Source organism: Micromonospora sp. NPDC049801 (assembly GCF_040656575.1).
Classification (GTDB): Bacteria; Actinomycetota; Actinomycetes; order Mycobacteriales; family Micromonosporaceae; genus Micromonospora.
Genome location: NZ_JBFAMS010000012.1, coordinates 59,894 through 78,149, shown reverse-complemented (window position 1 = coordinate 78,149; position 18,256 = coordinate 59,894). Strand labels below are relative to the sequence as shown.

17 protein-coding genes and 1 tRNA gene are annotated in these 18,256 nt (G+C 71.4%); 8 read left to right on the top strand and 10 right to left on the bottom strand.

Annotated features, from left to right (window positions below):
• Positions 1 to 82: 82 nt before the first annotated feature.
• The 4 genes from AB0I89_RS21570 to AB0I89_RS21555 are packed head-to-tail and all read left to right on the top strand — an operon-like array spanning position 83 to position 3,426.
• The gene (locus tag AB0I89_RS21570; RefSeq protein ID WP_355048507.1) at positions 83 to 886 is read left to right on the top strand and encodes a DUF881 domain-containing protein; all 804 of its coding nucleotides are present in this window, start codon (positions 83 to 85) and stop codon (positions 884 to 886) included.
• Complete coding sequence (locus tag AB0I89_RS21565; protein ID WP_357129457.1) at positions 883 to 2,484, top strand: class E sortase; 1,602 nt, start codon at positions 883 to 885, stop codon at positions 2,482 to 2,484. The genes AB0I89_RS21570 and AB0I89_RS21565 overlap by 4 nt, the downstream gene beginning before the upstream one ends.
• A gap of 4 nt (positions 2,485 to 2,488) precedes the next feature.
• Positions 2,489 to 2,773: a hypothetical protein gene (locus AB0I89_RS21560; protein WP_357129454.1), complete on the top strand. Its 285-nt coding sequence runs from the start codon at positions 2,489 to 2,491 to the stop codon at positions 2,771 to 2,773.
• A gap of 2 nt (positions 2,774 to 2,775) precedes the next feature.
• Complete coding sequence (locus AB0I89_RS21555) at positions 2,776 to 3,426, top strand: aminodeoxychorismate/anthranilate synthase component II (protein ID WP_357129451.1); 651 nt, start codon at positions 2,776 to 2,778, stop codon at positions 3,424 to 3,426.
• Between the two features lie 10 nt (positions 3,427 to 3,436).
• Here AB0I89_RS21555 and AB0I89_RS21550 read toward each other — a convergent pair whose 3' ends face one another.
• The 8 genes from AB0I89_RS21550 to AB0I89_RS21515 all read right to left on the bottom strand — a co-directional run bounded on the left by AB0I89_RS21550 (position 3,437) and on the right by AB0I89_RS21515 (position 13,144).
• On the bottom strand, positions 3,437 to 4,072 hold the full coding sequence (locus AB0I89_RS21550; RefSeq protein WP_357129448.1) for an ElyC/SanA/YdcF family protein: 636 nt from the start codon (positions 4,070 to 4,072) through the stop codon (positions 3,437 to 3,439).
• 86 nt (positions 4,073 to 4,158) lie between these two features.
• Positions 4,159 to 5,979 carry a Stk1 family PASTA domain-containing Ser/Thr kinase gene (pknB, locus tag AB0I89_RS21545; protein ID WP_357129445.1) on the bottom strand — a complete coding sequence of 607 codons (1,821 nt, stop codon included), beginning with the start codon at positions 5,977 to 5,979 and terminating at the stop codon, positions 4,159 to 4,161.
• A complete protein-coding gene (locus AB0I89_RS21540) occupies positions 5,976 to 7,382 on the bottom strand; it encodes a protein kinase (RefSeq protein WP_357129442.1) in 1,407 nt (468 codons plus the stop codon). The genes pknB and AB0I89_RS21540 overlap by 4 nt, the downstream gene beginning before the upstream one ends.
• Before the next feature lies 1 nt (position 7,383).
• On the bottom strand, positions 7,384 to 8,889 hold the full coding sequence (locus AB0I89_RS21535; RefSeq protein ID WP_357129439.1) for a penicillin-binding transpeptidase domain-containing protein: 1,506 nt from the start codon (positions 8,887 to 8,889) through the stop codon (positions 7,384 to 7,386).
• Entirely contained in the window at positions 8,886 to 10,376 is a 1,491-nt protein-coding gene (locus tag AB0I89_RS21530) for an FtsW/RodA/SpoVE family cell cycle protein (protein ID WP_355048515.1), read from the bottom strand. The genes AB0I89_RS21535 and AB0I89_RS21530 overlap by 4 nt, the downstream gene beginning before the upstream one ends.
• 30 nt (positions 10,377 to 10,406) lie before the next feature.
• Positions 10,407 to 11,867, bottom strand: coding sequence for a PP2C family serine/threonine-protein phosphatase (locus AB0I89_RS21525; RefSeq protein ID WP_357129436.1), 1,461 nt, complete (start codon positions 11,865 to 11,867; stop codon positions 10,407 to 10,409).
• The gene (locus AB0I89_RS21520; RefSeq protein ID WP_355048517.1) at positions 11,864 to 12,349 is read right to left on the bottom strand and encodes an FHA domain-containing protein; all 486 of its coding nucleotides are present in this window, start codon (positions 12,347 to 12,349) and stop codon (positions 11,864 to 11,866) included. The genes AB0I89_RS21525 and AB0I89_RS21520 overlap by 4 nt, the downstream gene beginning before the upstream one ends.
• Before the next feature lie 6 nt (positions 12,350 to 12,355).
• Positions 12,356 to 13,144 (bottom strand): DUF3662 and FHA domain-containing protein, encoded by a 789-nt coding sequence (locus AB0I89_RS21515; RefSeq protein WP_007454122.1) that lies wholly within the window; start codon positions 13,142 to 13,144, stop codon positions 12,356 to 12,358.
• A gap of 207 nt (positions 13,145 to 13,351) precedes the next feature.
• Here AB0I89_RS21515 and AB0I89_RS21510 point away from each other — a divergent pair.
• From AB0I89_RS21510 to AB0I89_RS21500, 3 genes are all read left to right on the top strand, one after another.
• Positions 13,352 to 13,437, top strand: a tRNA-Leu gene (locus tag AB0I89_RS21510).
• A 65-nt stretch (positions 13,438 to 13,502) separates the two neighbouring features.
• The gene (locus tag AB0I89_RS21505) at positions 13,503 to 14,618 is read left to right on the top strand and encodes an NAD-dependent epimerase/dehydratase family protein (protein ID WP_357129432.1); all 1,116 of its coding nucleotides are present in this window, start codon (positions 13,503 to 13,505) and stop codon (positions 14,616 to 14,618) included.
• The gene (locus tag AB0I89_RS21500; RefSeq protein WP_355048519.1) at positions 14,615 to 15,421 is read left to right on the top strand and encodes a WecB/TagA/CpsF family glycosyltransferase; all 807 of its coding nucleotides are present in this window, start codon (positions 14,615 to 14,617) and stop codon (positions 15,419 to 15,421) included. The genes AB0I89_RS21505 and AB0I89_RS21500 overlap by 4 nt, the downstream gene beginning before the upstream one ends.
• 57 nt (positions 15,422 to 15,478) lie before the next feature.
• Here the strand turns inward: AB0I89_RS21500 and AB0I89_RS21495 are convergent, their stop codons facing one another.
• Positions 15,479 to 17,035: a S8 family serine peptidase gene (locus AB0I89_RS21495; protein ID WP_357129429.1), complete on the bottom strand. Its 1,557-nt coding sequence runs from the start codon at positions 17,033 to 17,035 to the stop codon at positions 15,479 to 15,481.
• Between the two features lie 214 nt (positions 17,036 to 17,249).
• On the opposite strand from AB0I89_RS21495, the gene AB0I89_RS21490 reads away from it, so the two are divergent.
• A complete protein-coding gene (locus tag AB0I89_RS21490) occupies positions 17,250 to 17,855 on the top strand; it encodes a hypothetical protein (protein ID WP_357129426.1) in 606 nt (201 codons plus the stop codon).
• Here the strand turns inward: AB0I89_RS21490 and AB0I89_RS21485 are convergent.
• Positions 17,823 to 18,221, bottom strand: coding sequence for a hypothetical protein (locus AB0I89_RS21485; protein ID WP_357129423.1), 399 nt, complete (start codon positions 18,219 to 18,221; stop codon positions 17,823 to 17,825). The genes AB0I89_RS21490 and AB0I89_RS21485 overlap by 33 nt on opposite strands.
• Positions 18,222 to 18,256 lie beyond the last annotated feature (35 nt).

Genomic DNA, 18,256 nt, shown 5'->3' with positions numbered 1-18,256 from the left:
GGAGTGACCGAAAAGGGCGGGACTGTTCGTATCGCGGCCCAGTCGTCACGAACCGATCCCCGACACTCGGAAGGAACGCTCGGTGGAGTACACATCCGGCGCCGCCTCCTGGCAGAAGGTCCTCCGACGGGCCGTCGCCGGGCTGCTGCCCCGGCGGCCACGCCAACGGCGACCGGGCTGGTCGATCGGGGTGCCCCTGATCGCCGCCGCGGCGGGACTGCTCTTCACCACCACCGCGACCACCGCCGGCGGCACCGCCCTCCGGGAGGACCGGCGGCCCCAGCTCAACCAGCTCATCGAGGAGCGGCAGCAGCAGGTCACGGCGAGCGAGCGCCGCGCCGCCACCCTGCGCGGCGAGGTCGAGCAACGCACCAACACGCTGGCCGACTCGGACGCCCCGATCAAGGCCCAGCAGAACCGAGCCCAACGCAGCCTCGCGGCGGCCGGGTTCACTCCCGTCACGGGCACGGCCGTCACGGTCGAGCTGAACGACGCGCCCCAGCACAACGACGAGGCCCACTCCGACGCCACCAACGACGACCTGGTCGTGCACCAGGGCGACGTGCAGGCGGTGGTCAACGCGCTCTGGGCGGGTGGTGCGGAGGCCATGTCAATCATGAACGTCCGCGTGCTCGCAACCAGCGCGGTACGCTGCGTCGGTAACACCCTGCTGCTTCATGGTCGGGTGTACTCCCCACCGTTCAAGATCGTAGCAATCGGCGATCCCGCTGCCCTCCAGCAGGCCCTCGCCAGCTCTGAGGGAGTCCGGTTGTTCAAGGACGCAGTCGACGACTACCAACTCGGCTACAAGGAGTCCGTCTCCACGGTGACCGTCCCGGCCTTCGAGGACTCGACCGCCCTGCGCTCGGCGACGGTGCCCAAGTGAGCGGCCCCGACGAGCGCCGCGACGGCCGACACCGGGACCAGGCCGACGAGCCGACGGCCTTCCTGCCGAAGGTCAACCGGCCCGAGCCGGGTCGCGCCGAGCCGCCTGCGGGCCCGGTGGAATCCTCCCCGGGCCAGGCCGAGTCCACCGGAGGTCGACCCGAGTCGTCGCCGTCCCGGCCCGACCCGACTCCGGGGCGGACGCCGACCGGCAACTGGCCCGATCCCGTGCTGCCCAGCCGGTCACGGCCGACGGGCCCACCCGCCGCCTTCGAGGCACCGAGCGCCGGACGGCCTGACCCGCAGGGCAGCCCCGACCGCCCGACGCCGACCGCGCCGCCGCGCTGGCCGGGTAACGCGGCACCGCGCGCCGAGTCCGGGCCTCCCCTCGCCGCCACTCCCAGCCAACCGAGCGCACCGGCCCCACCGGGGCCGGTCCGGCCGACAGCCCAGGGCACCGACCCCACACACGCGCCGACCCCGCCCGGTAACGCCCCGGGTGTCTCCACACCCCCGAGCACGCCCACACCACCGAGCGCCTCCCCGCCCCCCGGTGTCCCTTCAGCAGGCGGCAATGCGCCGACCGCGTTCATTCCGAAGGTCACCCCCGGGTCCACGCGGACGGCAAGCGCCTCGGGCGCCCCGGTTTCCCCGGCCGCCCCCGGCGGCACCGCCGACCCGAACGCCACCGCGCTCATCCCCACCGTGACCGCCAGGCCGACACCCCGGCCTCCGTCCATCGACACGACGGCGCTGATGGGTGCGGTTCCCCGTACGCCGGCTCCGGAGGGGTCGGCCGGCGAGGGCGACAGCGCCGCCGAGCCGCCGCGGCCGCGTCGGGGGGAGCGGGTCGTCCAACTCCGGCCGCACCAGACCGGCGAGGGCTACAAGAGCGTCTACTCGGAGCTGACCCGTCCGTCCATCGCCTCCCGGCTCCGGACCGGCATCCGGGCCACCGGCGAAGTCCTGATCACCTTCGGCCTGGTGGTGCTCCTCTTCGCCGGCTACGAGGTGTGGGGCAAGTCCGCCGTCGTGGACGCCCACCAGAACGACCTCAGCAGCCAACTCGCACGAGAGTGGGGCCCGACCGACGACCCGACGGTCGTCCCGTCGAAGGCCCCGAGCGCCAAGCCGTCCCCGCCGGTGCGGGGCAAGCCGATCGCCGGCCTCTACATCCCCAAGCTCGACAAGAACTGGGTGGTGGTCGAGGGCGTCACCCAGGACGACATCCGCTACGCGCCGGGCCACTACCCGACCAGCGCGCTGCCCGGCCAGGTCGGCAACTTCTCCGTCGCCGGCCACCGGAACCGGGCCACCTTCTGGCGGCTGGACGAGTTGCACGACGGCGACGCGATCGTGGTCGAGAGCAAGACCGACTGGTACGTCTACCGGGTGGCACAGACCCGCATCGTCAAGCCGACGCAGGTCGAGGTGGTGGCGCCCGTGCCCGGCGAGCCGAACAAGAAGCCGACCAAGCGGATGCTCACCCTGACCACCTGCAACCCCAAGTGGGACAACTACCAGCGCCTGATCATCCACGCGGAGTTGGACCGGACCCAGCCCAAGTCGGCGGGTCGCCCGACCGAGCTGGGAGGCTGACCCGGTGTACGCGTTCATCTGGCGCAAGCTCCCGTTCGGGCTGGCCGGCAAGCTCGTCGGTTCGGTGCTGCTCGCGACCGCCACGGTGGCCCTGCTCTGGTATGTGGCCTTCCCGTGGGCCGAGCCCCTGCTGCCCTTCGACGACGTCCAGGTCACCCAGGACTCCGGCGTTCCCGGCGAGCCGAGCGACGGCGATGCGGTGACCGGCGACACGCCGACCGACGACGAGCACGACCTGCCGTACGACACGGAACGGAACAACCCCGAGCCGACCCCTTCGAGCAGGTGACGATGCGCGTCCTGGTGATCGACAACTACGACTCGTTCGTCTTCAACCTCGTGCAGTACCTGGGCCAGCTGGGCGTGGACTGCGACGTGCGCCGCAACGACGAGATCGACGTCGCCGACGTCGGCCGGCTGGGCGCGGCGGGCGTCCTGCTCTCACCCGGTCCGGGCAGTCCGGACCGCGCCGGCATCTGCCTGGACGTCATCCGGGAGTACGCGGGCAAGCTGCCGATCTTCGGCGTCTGCCTCGGTCACCAGGCCATCGGAGAGGCCTTCGGAGCGACCGTCACCCGGGCCCCCGAACTGCTGCACGGCAAGACCTCCGAGGTACGCCACCACTCCGTCGGCGTACTCGCCGGCCTGCCCGACCCGTTCACCGCCACCCGCTACCACTCGCTGGCCGTCCTGCCCGAGACGCTGCCGGACGAGCTGGAGGTCACCGGCTGGACCGGGTCCGGAGTGGTGATGGCGATGCGGCACCGGACGCTGCCCATCGAGGGTGTGCAGTTCCACCCGGAGTCGGTGCTCACCGAGGGCGGCCACCTGATGCTCGCCAACTGGCTGGCGAGCTGCGGTCACACCGAGGCGCTGGAGCGCGCGCCGGCGCTGGCCGCCGAGGTGGACGCCCGGCGGCTCGCCGCCTTCGCCACCACCTGAAAACGCCCGGTCAGCTCCGGAGGGCGTCCCGCACGGCCGGGCTCGCGGGTGACCGGACGGCGGGTGGCCGCTCCCGGAACGCGTCCCAGGCCGCCTTGCCGCTGGCCAGGTAGTCCCGGACCGCCTTACCGGCGAGCATCACGGAACCGCACCCGTCGCAGCGGGCGGCCACCCCGTCGACGTCGAGTCCGAGGTGCCGGCAGAGCGTCACCGCCCGGGACAGATGGTAGGACTGCGTCACGATCAGCGCGCGCTCGACGCCGTACACGTCCCGGGCGCGGACGCAGCTGTCGTACGTGTCCAGGCCGAACGGGTCCGCCACCACCCGTGCCGGGTCGACGCCGAGCCGCTCGGTCAGGTACGCGGTCATCACCGTCGGCTCATCGCCGGAGGTGCCGCCCCCGTCCCCGGACACCAACACCGCCCGCGCCCGACCGGTACGCACCAGCTCGGCGGCGGTCTCCAGACGGCCGGCGAGCCGGTCACCCGGTTGCCGTCCGTCCGCTGCCGCCGCCGTGCCGAGGACGATCACGACGTCGGCGGCGGGCGCCCCCGCCTCGTCGTGGGTGTGCCCGTGCGCGCCGATCGTCGTCCAGAGCCACGGGACGCTGCTCAGCGCCAGCACGACCACGCCCAGGACCGCCACGCGTCGCAGCCGCCGTCGCCAGCGACCCGCCGCCGGTGGGCGGTCGTCGACGGGTGTCCACAGGCCCGGCACCCGGATGCGGACGGCTATTCCCCGTCCATCCGGAACGGCGGGAAGATCGGCTGGCCCGTGCCGCCACCGCTGCCGGGCGTCGGCGTGCCGCTCGGCGTCGGCGTCGGCGACCCCGGGGGCGTGGGCGTCTCCTCGACCGGCTCCGGGATGCCGACCTCGATGGTCACCGTCTTGCCCTGGGCCAGCTCGGTGCCGCCCTTCGGGTTCTGCTTCTGAACCCGGCCGGCCTCGGCGGCCGGCACCTCGTCGCCTTCGCGGAAGCTGACCACGTAACCCGCCGCGCGGAGCTCGGCGGCGGCGTCGTCCTTCGTGGAGTTGACGACGTTCGGCACCTTGCTCACATTGCCGCGTGAGACCTCGACGGTCACCTTGGTGTCCTGGGCGACGGTGGACCCAGATGGCGGATTGACCTTGACGACAATGCCCTTCTGCGCGGGATTGTCGACGGCCTTCTCCTCCACGACCAAGCCCAACCTTTCGAGCTGGGGCTTCACGTTCTCGAACTGCGAGTTGACCAGGCCCGGGGGAATCGTGACGTCGGGTTTGCCGTCGCAGATCTGGACGGTCACCGTGCTCGCCTGCTTCAGCCGGGCGCCCGCCGCCGGGTCCTGCTTGGCGACGGTGCCCTTCGTGCAGTCGTTGGCCAGGACGGGATCGCCGACCACCGGGTTGAAGCCCGCGTTGCGGATCTCGGTGACCGCCACGTCGCGTGTCTTGCCGGCGAGCGTCGGCACCGCCTTCAGGTCCTTGTCCTGCTGCTGACTCCACAGCAGCGCGGCGACCAGGGCGATCACCGCGAGCACGCCGACCGCGCTGAACAGGGCGATCAGCCAGGAGGACGCCTTACGCTGACGCGGGTCGCCGACCCGGGCCGGGATCTGCCGGGTCTGCTGCCCGGTGGCGGCCGGCGGGTAGCCGGCGGCACCGCCGCCGGCCGGGGCCATCGCCACCGTCTCCGCCTCGCGCAGCACCGGAGTGGCCAGCACCGGTCGGCCGGCGGCGGCACGCAGCAGGTCGGCGCGCATCTCACCGGCACTCTGGTAGCGGTTCAGCGGGTTCTTCGACAGCGCCTTGAGCACGATCGCGTCGACCGCCGGAGTGACGTCCGGGTTGATGTCGCTCGGGGTCGGCGGAGTCTCCCGGACGTGCTGGTACGCGACGCTGACCGGGCTGTCACCCACGAACGGCGGGTGACCACAGACCAGCTCGAAGAGGACGCAGCCGGCCGCGTACACGTCGGAGCGGGCGTCCACGGCCTCACCGCGCGCCTGCTCCGGCGACAGGTACTGAGCCGTGCCGATGACCGCGCTGGTCTGCGTCATGGTGGTCGCGCCGCTGGCCAGTGCCCGGGCGATACCGAAGTCCATCACCTTGACCTGGCCGGTCTGGGTGAGCATGACGTTGCCCGGCTTGATGTCCCGGTGGATGATCCCGTGCCGGTGGCTGAACTCCAAGGCCGCGCACATGTCGGCGCAGATCTCCAGCGCACGGCGGGGCTGCAACCGGCCCTCGACGCCGAGGACCTCCTTCAACGTCCGTCCGTTGACGAACTCCATGACGATGAAGGGCAACGTCTCGCCGGTCGGGGCGGTCTCCTCGCCGGTGTCGTAGACCGCCACGATCGCCGGGTGGTTGAGCGACGCCGCGTTCTGCGCCTCCCGGCGGAAGCGCATCTGGAACGTCGCGTCCCGGGCGAGGTCGGTACGGAGCATCTTGATCGCGACGTCCCGACCGAGCCGGAGGTCGCGACCGCGATGCACCTCGGCCATGCCGCCGTAGCCGAGCAGCTCGCCGACCTGGTACCTGCCACCGAGCAGGCGGGCCTGCGCTGTCATCGCGTCTGTCGTCCTTCGCTCGTCGTCGTCCCGCCGTCACCCGGCCGGAGTCGTACCTCACGACGGTACGACGTCCGGGTCGCATCGTCGCGTCCGTCGAGCCGCAGCGCGCCGGACGTCACGGTTTGTGAAGTCGTCGCCCCGGACGTACCCGTCTGCGACGCCTTCCGCAGTTTGTAGGAAATCACGCCGGAGCAGAGCAGGACCAGTAAGGCCAGCAGGATGGCGACGAGCACCATCCCGGGTCGGGACCGGCTGGGCTCGGACGCCGCACCGGCCGGCCGGGCGTACGCCGGAGGGTGTTCCTGCCGGGTCTGTGCCGGCGGCACCGCCGCGGCGCCGCGCGGATAGCCGGCCTGGGCGACCGGCGGCCGGGCGTGCGGTACGGCCGGCGCGACCGCGGTCGGACGGGGTTGTTGGGCCGGCGTGACCGCGGTCGGTCGCTGCCCGACGGACGGCTGCCGGTGTGGCGCGCCCGGCGGGCGGAACTGCTGCGCCTGCGGCACCTGCGCCCGCCCGGGGGCGGCGGGCGAGGACGGCGCCCCGGAGATCGGCGCGGAGTGACCACCGGACCGGGCCTGCTGGGACAGCGCGGCCTTGAGCTGCCGGGCGACCGAGGCGAGGGCGGCGGCACTCGGCCAGCGGGCGGCCGGGTCCTTGGCCAACGCCCGCTCGACGACCGCCCGGACCTGCGGCGGGATGTCGTTGGGCAGTGGGCGGGGCGTCTCCCGGACGTGCCGCATGGCGATGTCGAGCGGGTTGTCCCCCTCGAACGGTCGCCGGCCGGCGAGGCACTGGTAGGCGACCACGCCGAGCGCGTACACGTCGGACGCCGGGGTGGCCACCTGCCCGGTGGCCTGCTCCGGCGAGATGTACGAGGCGGTGCCGAGCACCGAGCCGGCGGCGGTGAGCTGGCCGACGATGTCCGAGCGGGCGATGCCGAAGTCGGTCAGCACGAGCGTGCCGTTCGGCCGGACCAGCAGGTTGCCCGGCTTCACGTCGCGGTGCACGATGCCCTTCTCGTGCGCGGCGTGCAGGGCGTCCGCGGCCTGCGCGACGAGCGCCATGGTGCGGGCCGGGGTGAGCCGGCCGACCCGGCTGAGCGTGGAGGACAGGGCGTCGCCCTCGACGTACTCCATGACCAGGAACGCGATCTGCTGATCGTTGCCGAAGTCGTAGACGTCGACGACTCCGGGGTGGTTGATCGTGGCCATCGTCCGGGCCTCGCCCCGGAACCGCTCGGCGAAGTCCGGGTCGTCGAGCAACGCCGGGAGCAAGCTCTTCACCGCGACCGTCCGGCCGAGCACCTGGTCGGTGCCGCGCCAGACGTCGCCCATGCCGCCGCTTGCGATCCGCTCGTCGAGGCGGTAGCGGTTGCCGAGCTGGACGCCGGGGCTGAGCATGTCAGCGGCCCCCCGGGTCGGCGATGGCGGCCCGCATGATCTGGCCACCGATCCGGGCCGCCTCTGCGCTGCCACCGCTGCCGGCCTGCTCCAGTACGACACACACGGCCGAGACCGGGTTGCCGTTCTTGTCCAGGGCGAAGCCGATGAACCAGCCGTGGTCGGGGCGGTCCGGCGCCGACTGCGCCGTACCGGTCTTGCCGCCAACCGTGTAACCGCTGATCGCCGCCTTCTGGCCGGTGCCCTTCTGCACCACGCTGACCATCATGTCGCGCAGGTCGGCGGCGACCTGCGGCTCGACGGGCTGGCGCAGCTCCCGTGCCTTCGCGGTGTAGTAGCTGGTGGTCCGGTCCGGGGCCAGGAGCTGCCGGACCAGGTACGGCCGCATCTGGCTGCCGCCGTTGGCGACCGCCCCGGCGATCATCGCGCCCTGCAACGGGGTCATCCGGACGTTGTTCTGACCGATCGAGGACTGGGCCAGCGCGGCCGGGTCGGTGCTGCCGTCCGGGTTCTGCATGTCGCCGGTCCGGCTGGCCGCCGTCCGCAGGCCGCCCTCGCCGAGCTGGCCGACGGTGAGGTCCTCCTGCTCGAAGCCGAACTGACGGGCCTTCTCCTTGACCTTGTCCGCGCCGAGCCGCACGCCGAGCTGCGCGAAGCCCGTGTTGCAGGATTCGGTGACCGCCTCCTGGAGGGTGACCTGCGGCTCGGGGCAGATCGACGCTGCGGCGTTACGGATCGGGCTGCCCGAGGTGGGCGGTGTGTAGCTGGACCCGGCCGGGATCGGGGTCGACTTGGTGACGCCGTTCTCCAACGCCGCCGCGGCAACCACGATCTTGAAGGTGGAGCCCGGGGGCAGCGTCTCGGAGAGGGCGCGGTTCTTCAGCGGACCGTCCGGGTTCTGCTCCAGCTTGTTGATCTCCGCAGCCGCCGCGGTCGTGTCGTGGCTGACGAGCGGGTTCGGGTCGAAGCTGGGCATCGACACCAGGGCCTGCACCGCACCGGTACGCGGGTCGATGGCGATCGCCGCGCCCCTCTTCGCCTCCACCTGGTTGTTGCGCATCTGGTCGTACGCCACGTCCTGCGCCCGCTTCGAGAGCGTGAGCAGCACGTTGCCGCCGGCGGTCTCGTCGCCGGTGAACATGTCCTTGAACCGGTCGCCGATCAACTGGTCGCTGGTGCCGGCCAGGAAGTCGTTCTCCAACTGCTCGATGCCGGTGTCGGCCAGGTTGACCGGCTTGTAGCCGAGCACATGGGCGTACTTGGCGCCGCCCGGGTAGGTGCGCTGGAACTTCAGCTTGCCGGTGGTCTCCTTGCTGGTGGCCAACGCGGTGCCGCCGGCCTCGATGTTGCCGCGCTTGCGCTTGTAGTCGGCGACCTGGACCCGACCGTTGTAGTCACTGGTGCGGTACTCGTCGGCCTTGTACGCCTGAATCCAGTTCAGGTTCGCGAAGAGCAGACCGAACAGGACCATGACGACGACACCGACACGACGCAGGGGTGCGTTCACGGCTTGATCACCTCCGTGGGAGCACCGTGCAACTGCTCGGGCGGACCACCCGCCGGTCGGGCCGCCTTGCCGGCGCCACCGGTCACCGGCCGCCGGGCCCCGTCGGAGACCCGCAGCAGGACCGCGATGAGCAGCCAGTTCGCCATCAACGACGAGCCACCGGCGGACAGGAACGGCGTGGTCTGGCCGGTCAGCGGGATCAGCTTGCTGATGCCGCCGACGATCACGAAGACCTGGAGGCCCAGGGTGAAGGCGAGACCGCCGGCGAGCAGCTTGCCGAACGAGTCACGGACCGCCAGCGCGGCGCGCAGACCCCGCTCCACGATCAGCAGGTAGACCACCAGCAGCGCGGAGAGACCGAAGAGGCCGATCTCCTCACCGATGCCGGCGAAGATGAAGTCGTTCTGCACCTCGGGCAGGATGTCCGGCTGACCGCCGCCCGGTCCCGCGCCGAAGAGCCCGCCCGTGCCGAGGGCGAGCAGGCCCTGGACGAGCTGATAGCCCTTGTCGGTCGGGTCGGCGAACGGGTCCAGCCAGATCTCGGCGCGCACGTAGAAGTTGGCGAACGGCCCGCCGACCGTCGAACCGAGGACGTACGCGAGGTAGGCCCCGCCGAAGAAGAGGAGTAGACCGATCAGCAGCCAACTGACCCGTTCGGTGGCGATGTAGAGGGTCACCACGAACATGCCGAAGTACAGCAAGGAGGTGCCGAGGTCCTTCTCGAAGACCAGCACCAGGAGGCTGATCAACCAGACCACGACCACCGGACCGAGGTCCCGACCGCGCGGGAAGTCGATACCGAGGAACCGCCGGCTCGCCAGCGAGAGCACCTCGCGTTTGCGCACCAGGTAGTACGCGAAGAAGACCAGCAGCGCCAGCTTGGCAAACTCACCCGGCTGGATCGAGAACCCGCCGAGGCGGATCCACAGCTTGGCGCCGTTGATCTCGGACATGCTGCGCGGCAGCACCGCCGGGAGCATCACCAGCACGATGCCGGCGAGTCCCAGGGTGTACGCGTACCGGGACACCGAACGGTGGTCGCGCATGATCGCGAGCAGGCCCGCGGCGAGGATCACCGAGGCGAGCGTCCAGGCGAGCTGCCGGCCGCCGATGCCGGCGAACGTGGCCAGGTCCTCCCGGTCCACCGGCGCGGCCTCACCCAGGTCGATCCGGCGCAGGAAGCCCACGCCGAGACCGTTGAGTAGGGCCACCGCCGGCAGCAGAGCCGGATCGGCGAACGGGGCGAGGAACCGGATGACCAGGTGCAGGCCGAGGAAGACCGCCCCGAGCGCGGCGGCGGGCATCCAGAAGTCCGGAGTGACCGTGTCCAGGAGGTTCGCCTCGACGGTCGCCATGTACGCGGCCACCAGCACCATGGCCAGCAGCAACAGGGACAGCTCGGCGTTGCGCCGGGACCGGGCCAGGCGTACGCCGGACTCCCCGCCCGTGGTGGCGGGCGAGGATGCCGGTGTGGCCGCTACGGTCACGGGTGGAGTCCTTGGGATCTCAGTCGACGCTCACTCAGGAGACCGGCAGCCGGCCGGGTCGAGCGCCGGCGGTGCCGAGTCGGAGGGCGTGGCGTCGGGTGCGGTGGTCGGATCGGTCCCGCCGGCGGTGGCCGCCGTGGTCGGGCTCGCGCTGAGGACCCCGTTCACCGACGCGCTGGGGCTGGTGGCCGGCGTCGGGGACGTCGCGGGCGGGGTCGGGGATGGAGTGGGCGTCGGCGAGCCGGTCACCGCGCCCGTATCGGGCAGGCAGAGCGGCTTCAGGTTCGGGTTGGTCGGCGTGTCGCTGGTCAGCTCCGCGAGCTGCCGCTCGGCGTCCGGCTCGCTCTTGGCGCGGATGCCCACCTTGACCGTGTCCTGGGCGGCGACGGTGAGGTCGTCCAACCGGGTGCCGCTGGTGCGGTGCACGGTGGACAGGTCCATCCCGGCGATCTGCCCCTGGATGCCGCGGAAGACGGCGACCTGGCCCTCGTCGGTGGCGCCCACGTAGTACTGGCGCTGGGTGTACGTCCAGCCGGCGAAGAGTCCGCCGCCGAGGATCACCAGGAGGGCCACGGCCATGGCGGTGGCGCGTACCGGCCGGCGCTTGCGCGGTTCCGGCTCGTCGTCCGCGGCGGCGGGCTCCTCGGGCGCGGCGGGGCGCGGCGCGGAGAGCGCCGAGGCCCGGGCGGCCGGGGTCGAGTCGTCGGCGGAGGTGGCCATGCCCCGGTCCCGGGCGGCGGCACCGCCGACGATCGGGGTCGCCTCGACGATGTCGTGATCGGTGGCATCGGCGATGATCACCGTGATGTTGTCCGGGCCGCCGCCGCGCAGCGCGAGCTGCACCAGCCGCTCGACGCACTGCTGCGGGTCGGTGTACTCGCGCAGGGTCTCGCCGATGGTCTCGGCGCTCACCACCCCGGAGAGGCCGTCGCTGCAGATCAGGTAGCGGTCACCGGGGAGCACCTGGCGCACCGAGTACTCCGGGTCGATGTCCCGGCCGTCCAGCGCGCGGGTCAGCAGCGACCGCTGTGGGTGGCTGCTGGCCTCCTCGGCGCTGATCCGGCCCTCGTCGACGAGCATCTGGACGTACGTGTCGTCCTTGGTGATCTGCGCGAACTCACCGTTGCGCAGCAGATAGGCCCGCGAGTCACCGATGTGGACCATCCCCAGCTTGCTGCCGGAGAAGAGGGTCGCCGTCAGTGTGGTGCCCATCCCCTCCAACTGCGGGTTGGCGTCCACCGTGTCGCGGAGCTGTTGGTTGGCGGTGCCCACGGCCGAACGCAGCGCGTCGACGAGGGCGTCCCCGGGGACATCCTCGTCGAGCGGCGCCATGGCACCGATGACGATGTTGCTGGCGACGTCACCGGCGGCCATGCCGCCCATGCCGTCGGCAACGGCGAGTAGCCGCGGCCCGGCGTAGACGGAGTCTTGATTGCCGTCACGGATCAGACCGCGGTCGCTGTGGGCCGCATAGCGCAGGGTCAGAGTCATGGCCGTAATTCGAGGGAAGTGCGGCCGATCCGGATCGGCACGCCGAGGGGTACGGGGGTTGGTCCGGTGACCTTAGCGCGATCCAGGTACGTGCCGTTAGTCGAGCCGAGATCCTCGACGAACCACTGACCCTCGCGCGGTAGGAGTCTCGCGTGCCGCGCGGAGGCGTAGTCGTCGGTGATGACCAGGGTGGAGTCCTCGGCCCGACCGATGGTGATCTGCGCTTCACCGAGGGTGATGCGGGTGCCGGCCAACTGACCGGCGGTGACCACCAGCTGGTGGGCCGCCCTACCCCGCTTCGCCTTCGCCGGTTTGGCCGCCTGCCCCGTCGAGGCGCCAACCGCGCGCGGTGCCGCCACCAGGCGACCGGATCGGGCTCCCGCGAAGAGATCTCGGCGGATCACGCCGACCACCGTGAACACGAAGATCCACAGCAGGATCAGGAACCCGAACCGGGCAACGGTGATGACCAGTGCCGGCAAGGCGGCTCAGCCGTCCACGCGGAAGGTCAGCGTCGTGGTGCCGAGCTGGACCATGTCACCCGGGTTCAGCGCGACGGCGGAGACCCGCTGCCCGTTGACCATGGTGCCGTTGGTGGAACCCAGATCGGTCAGCACAACCTGGCCGCCGTCGAAATCCAGTCGGGCGTGTCGCCGGGAGATACCGACGTCGGGCAGGCGCAGGTTCGCCTGGTCGCCGCGACCGATCACCGTCGACCCCATCTGGAGGGGGTAGGTGCGTCCGTCACCGGAGACCAGCCGCACGTTGCGACCGCCACCGTGCCCAGGCGGCGGGCCGTAGCCGCCACCCTGGTCGTACGCGGGGTAGGCGGGCGGACCGGCGTCGTAGCCGGGCGCCGACACCGGGGCGACCTCGCCGCCGGTGTATACCTCGGCGGTGACGCGGAACATTCCCGTGTCCAGGCCCTCGCCCCGCTCGATCTCCACGATCACGTCGCCGTAGACCGTCCAGGCCTGCTCGCCGATGAACTCCGCCTGCGACTGGGCCAACTCCTGGGCCAGCGCGGCGGCGTACGGCGCCAGACGACTGTGGTCGAACGGCGAGAGATCGATCACGTAGCGGTTGGGCACCAACGTGCGCCCACCGGCCAGGATCGCCTTGTGCGCCTCGGCCTCCCGCTGCATGGCGTTGAGGATCTCCACGGGGTGGACCACCCCTTTGAAGACCTTGGCGAAAGCCCCTTCGACCAGGCCTTCCAGACGCTTCTCGAAGCGTTGCAGCACGCTCACCGGCTCCTCCTCGGGTCCCGAGGACATGATGGTATCCGGCCGGCGCGCGCGCAGCTCACACGCCGCTCGGCCGCCTGCTCCCGACCCGTTCGGAAGGACCGGGACCACCGTGCTAATCTTTCGTCCGCCACGAACGGTAACCGCTCGTGGCGAGCGTCTGGGACAGCGTAGTATTCCCGGGGCCTGTTGGAGACAGCGGGTTCGGGGCGGCTATAGTGTCCCGGGTCGTGCCACGGGGATGTGGCGGAATGGCAGACGCGCACGGTTCAGGTCCGTGTGCCCGAAAGGGCGTGGGGGTTCAACTCCCCCCATCCCCACCAAAAGGCGAGGGCTCCGCTTGATGCGGGGCCCTTCCGTCATATCGGGGCGTGCCGGGCGTCACGCTATGCTCCGATGGTTTCTGCCTCCGATGGACCAGGAGTGGCGTGTGAGTGTCGCGTTGGTGACCGGGTCGGGCGGTCTGATCGGCTCCGAGGCGGTCCGGCACTTCGCCGGCCTCGGTCTGGACGTCGTCGGCATCGACAACGACATGCGCCGGTACTTCTTCGGAGAGGACGGCTCCACCTCGTGGAGCCTGGAGCGGCTCGGCCGCGACCTCGGTAACTCCTACACCCACTACCCCGTGGACATCCGGGACCGGGACGGCCTGGAGCAGGTGTTCAAGAAGTACGGCTCGGACATCGCCGTGGTGATCCACAGCGCTGCCCAGCCCAGCCACGACTGGGCGGCCAAGGAGCCGTACACGGACTTCGACGTGAACGCCGGTGGCACGCTCAACATGCTGGAGAACACCCGCCAGCACGCGATCGAGGCGGCGTTCATCCACTGCTCGACCAACAAGGTCTACGGCGACCGGCCCAACAGCCTGCCGCTGGTCGAGCTGGAAACCCGGTACGAGCTGCCCGAGGACCACCGCTGGTACGAGGGCATCACCGAGGAGATGTCGATCGACCACTCGTTGCACTCGGTCTTCGGCGCCTCGAAGGTGGCCGCGGACGTGATGGTGCAGGAGTACGGCCGCTACTTCGACATGAGGACCGCCTGTTTCCGGGGCGGCACCCTGACCGGCCCGGCCCACTCGGCCGCCGAGCTGCACGGATTCCTGGCGTACCTGATGCGCTGCGTCATGGAGGGCCGGACGTACAACCTGTTCGGCTACAAGGGCAAGATGGTCCGCGACGCGATCCACTCGCACGACGTGCTGACCGCGTTCGAGGCGTTCTTCCGGGCCCCCCGCTCGGCCGAGGTCTACAACCTCGGTGGCGGCCGGCACTCCAACACCTCCCACATCGAGGCGTTCGCGATCGCCCAGGAGATCACCGGCCGTGAGGCGCGGATCAACTACGTCGAGCAGAACCGCACCGGCGACCACCAGTGGTACGTGAGCAGCATGGCCCGCTTCGAGGCGCAGTACCCGGACTGGAAGATCACGTACGACGTGCCGATGATCCTCCGGGAGATCTACGAGGCGAACGTGGACAAGTGGGTGCCGCAGCCATGACTCCGCAGACCAAGCGCAACGTGCTCGGCGTCCTCGTGGACGCCACCGACTACGCCTCGGCGACCGACGCGGTGGTGACCGCGGCGCACGAGCGGCGGCCCCTGGCGCTGACGGCGCTGGCCGTGCATGGCGTGATGACCGGGGTGCTCGATCCGGCGCACAACGCCCGATTGAACTCCTTCGACGTGGTCACCCCCGACGGGCAGCCGGTGCGCTGGGCGCTCAACCTGCTGCACGGCGCCGGGCTCACCGACCGGGTCTACGGGCCGACGTTGACGCTGCACGTGCTCTCCCGGTTCGCCGACGAGGGGCTGCCCGTCTACCTGTACGGCTCGACCGAGGAGACGCTGGCGAAGCTGATCCCGGCGTTGGAGCGGATGTTCCCGGCCCTGAAGATCGCCGGGGTGGAGCCGTCGAAGTTCCGCGCGGTCCAGCCGGGCGAGGACGCCGAGATCGCCGACCGGATCCGGTCCAGCGGCGCCCGGCTCGTCCTGGTCGGGCTCGGCTGCCCGCGCCAGGAGGTCTTCACGTACGCCATGCGCCCGCTGCTGGACATGCCGATGATGGCGGTCGGCGCCGCGTTCGACTACCACGCCGGGCTGCTGCGCCAACCTCCGCCGTGGATGCAGCGCGCCGGCCTGGAGTGGTTCTGGCGGCTCGGGCTGGAGCCGAAGCGGCTCTGGCGTCGCTACGTGATCCTCAACCCGGCCTACCTGGCTCGGCTCGCCGGCCAGAAGACCGGCCTGTGGAAGGCCCGCCCGCCGGCCCCGGCGACCGAGCGGCCGGCCACCTTCGCGGTCTAGGACGACACGAGGCCCCACCGGGATCGTCCGGATGGGGCCTCGTCCCTGGGGAACAGGTCAGACGGTCAGGGTCCAGCTATTGATGTAGCCGGTGTCCGCCGAGTAGGTGTCGCGCACCTGGAGCCGCCAGGTGCCGTCCGCCGCCTCGCCGGAGAGGTTGACCGAGTACGTGGCGTTCACGTTGTCGGCGCTGTCCGAGGTGCTGCTGTTCTTCAGCCGGTACGAGCTGCCGTCCGGGGCGAGCAGGTCGATCACCAGGTCACCGCGGTAGGTGTGCACGATGTTCACCGCCACCGTGGCGGCCGAGGAGGCGTTGCGGCCACAGCCGGAGATGGTGACCGAGCTGGTCACCGCCGCGCCCGCGTCCGGGATCGAGACGTCGGTGCCGTTGGTGCCGGTGCAGCCGGTGGGCGGCGGGGTGGTGCCGCCGCTGCCCACGTAGAGCAGCAGGTTCGGTGAGCCCGAGCCGGCATTGCTGACCACGTTCGGGGTGGCGTTGGACACCAACTGGTCGCGTACCTGAGCCGGGGTCCAGCTCGGGTTGGCGCTGGCCACCAGGGCCGCCGCCCCGACCACGTGCGGCGTGGCCATCGAGGTGCCGCTGATCGTGTTGGTCGCGGTGTTGCTGGTGTACCAGGCCGAGGTGATCGACGAGCCGGGCGCGAAGATGTCCAGGCAGGTGCCGATGTTGGAGAACGACGAGCGGGCGTCCGAGCTGGTCGTCGAGCCGACCGTGATCGCCTCCGTGGTCCGCGCCGGCGAGGTGTTGCAGGCGTTCGCGCCGTTGTCGTTGCCGGCCGCGAGGCCGTACGTGACGCCGGAGGCGATCGAGTTGCGTACGGCGGTGTCCAGCGAGCTGTTCGCCCCGCCGCCGAGGCTCATGTTCGCCACGGCCGGCTTGATCGCGTTCTGGGTGACCCAGTCGACGCCGGCGATCACACCGGCGTTGGTGCCGCTGCCGGAGCAGTTCAGCACGCGTACGCCGACCAACTGGACGCCCTTCGCGACCCCGTACGTCGAGCCGCCGACAGTGCCGGCGACGTGCGTGCCGTGCCCGTTGCAGTCGTCGGCCGACCCGCCGTCCACGGCGTCGTAGCCGGAGGTGGCCCGGCCGCCGAAGTCGTTGTGGGAGAAGCGGATGCCGGTGTCGATGATGTAGGCGTGCACGTTGCTCGCCGTGTTCGGGTACGTGTAGGAGCTGTCCAGCGGCAGGTTGCGCTGGTCGATGCGGTCGAGGCCCCAGGACGGCGGGTTGGCCTGCGTTCCGGAGATGGACACGGTGTGGTTCTGCTCGACGTACGCGACAGCCGGGTCGGCGGCGATCCGTGCCGCTGCCGCCGCGCTGACGGTGACCTCGAAGCCCCGCAGTGCGGTGCCGTAGGTGCGGGCGACCTTCCCGCCGTGCCGGCCGGTCAGCCGTTGCGCGGTGTCGCCGACCTGGTGGGGCGCCACGGTGCCGTCCTTGAGGACGACGATGTAGCTGTCGGGCACGGCGGTGGCTCCGCCAGCCTCCCGTACGACGCCCACCGGCTCGGCGGCCAGAGCCGGGGCACCGACGGCCAGCACGGTCGCGGTGGCCACCCCGACCAGTGCGAACCTGCGTGGAAGACCCATCTCCCTACCTCCCTCCGACCGGCGGCGAAGCGCGACCACCGGCACCTTCGATCGACAACTGCCGATCTCGCTGAGAGTAGGTCCGCCGGTGCGACAGATAAACATGTCGAAACGTCCATCACCCGGATGGGATGCCCCTACGGGCCCGACCTCCGGGGCCAACGGGGGTCCGGCCCCGATTCACCGCACCGAAGAACGGGAAAGACTCTCCGACATGGAGAGTCAGCTCACCATCCTGTTGCCGGTCGCCGCCGTCTGGCTGGCCGCCGGGGTCCTGGCCGACCGACTGCCCCGGCTGCGCGACGCGCGTGCGCTCCGTCGGCGTACCGGATGGTTGCTGGCGCTCGCGCTGGTCGGCCTCGCGCTGATCGCGGCGGTGGCCGTCGGCGGCCTGACGAGCGCCGGGGCCGCGCCGATCGATCGTGCCGGCGCCGGGCTCACCCTCGCCACCGGCCCGGCGCTCGTGGTGGCCGTCTGCTCGATACGGCGAATCCGCCGGCTGCGGGCCGGGGCCGGAGCGTTCGACAGCGCACCCGGCACACCCGCCCCGCACGGGCTGCGGGCCGCCGCGGCCCACCCGCTCGTCGGCGTGCCGTTGCAGGTCACCGCCCTGGCGATACTTCCGGCGGTGATCGCGGCGGCCGGCACGGACCTCGGCGCCGAGCCCGGGATCACCGGCCCGGCGATCACCGTCGGCGCACTGGCGGTGGCGGCCATCGGGGTCCGGCACGCGCTGCGACACAGCCGGCTCATCGAGCGGGCGCAGCCCACCGCCGCCGCCACGCGGTCAGCGCGAGCGGCCGATCCCCTGCACGTATAGAAGCTCCAGGATCGCCCGGGTCGCCTCGAACCAGCGGTCCAGCCAGCCGGGCGGCGGCACGCTGCCCTTCGGCGGCAGCTCCAGCAGCAGGCCCCGCAGCAGCGGGTGGTCCGCGAGCGAACCGGTGGGCTCCATCGGCCAGCCGGTCGGCGGGAACGACGGTTCGACCAGCGGGTTCGGGTCCAGCGACGGCAGTGAGAGCGGCGCGTCCCCGGCGTCCGGGGCCGACACGTCCCGCCCGTTCAACTCCTGGTCGGTCGAGACCACCTCGGTCAGTACGGTGTCCCGACGCGCCCCGCGGTACTTGCCACCGAACCGCTCCGGCTTGCCCGGACCGTTGGTGAGGTTCTCTGAACCGATCGTCATCCGTCTCGCCTACCTCGCTCGGTTGCGGTCGGTAC

Excerpts from the sequence above, each read along its gene's own strand:
- AB0I89_RS21555 (WP_357129451.1), top strand. The coding sequence starts at position 2,776 with ATGCGCGTCCTGGTGATCGACAACTACGACTCGTTCGTCTTCAACCTC.
- pknB (WP_357129445.1), bottom strand. The coding sequence starts at position 5,979 with ATGACAGCGCAGGCCCGCCTGCTCGGTGGCAGGTACCAGGTCGGCGAG.
- AB0I89_RS21540 (WP_357129442.1), bottom strand. The coding sequence starts at position 7,382 with ATGCTCAGCCCCGGCGTCCAGCTCGGCAACCGCTACCGCCTCGACGAG.
- AB0I89_RS21525 (WP_357129436.1), bottom strand. The coding sequence starts at position 11,867 with ATGACTCTGACCCTGCGCTATGCGGCCCACAGCGACCGCGGTCTGATC.
- AB0I89_RS21515 (WP_007454122.1), bottom strand. The coding sequence starts at position 13,144 with ATGTCCTCGGGACCCGAGGAGGAGCCGGTGAGCGTGCTGCAACGCTTC.
- AB0I89_RS21505 (WP_357129432.1), top strand. The coding sequence starts at position 13,503 with ATGCTCCGATGGTTTCTGCCTCCGATGGACCAGGAGTGGCGTGTGAGT.
- AB0I89_RS21500 (WP_355048519.1), top strand. The coding sequence starts at position 14,615 with ATGACTCCGCAGACCAAGCGCAACGTGCTCGGCGTCCTCGTGGACGCC.
- AB0I89_RS21495 (WP_357129429.1), bottom strand. The coding sequence starts at position 17,035 with ATGGGTCTTCCACGCAGGTTCGCACTGGTCGGGGTGGCCACCGCGACC.
- AB0I89_RS21490 (WP_357129426.1), top strand. The coding sequence starts at position 17,250 with ATGGAGAGTCAGCTCACCATCCTGTTGCCGGTCGCCGCCGTCTGGCTG.
- AB0I89_RS21485 (WP_357129423.1), bottom strand. The coding sequence starts at position 18,221 with ATGACGATCGGTTCAGAGAACCTCACCAACGGTCCGGGCAAGCCGGAG.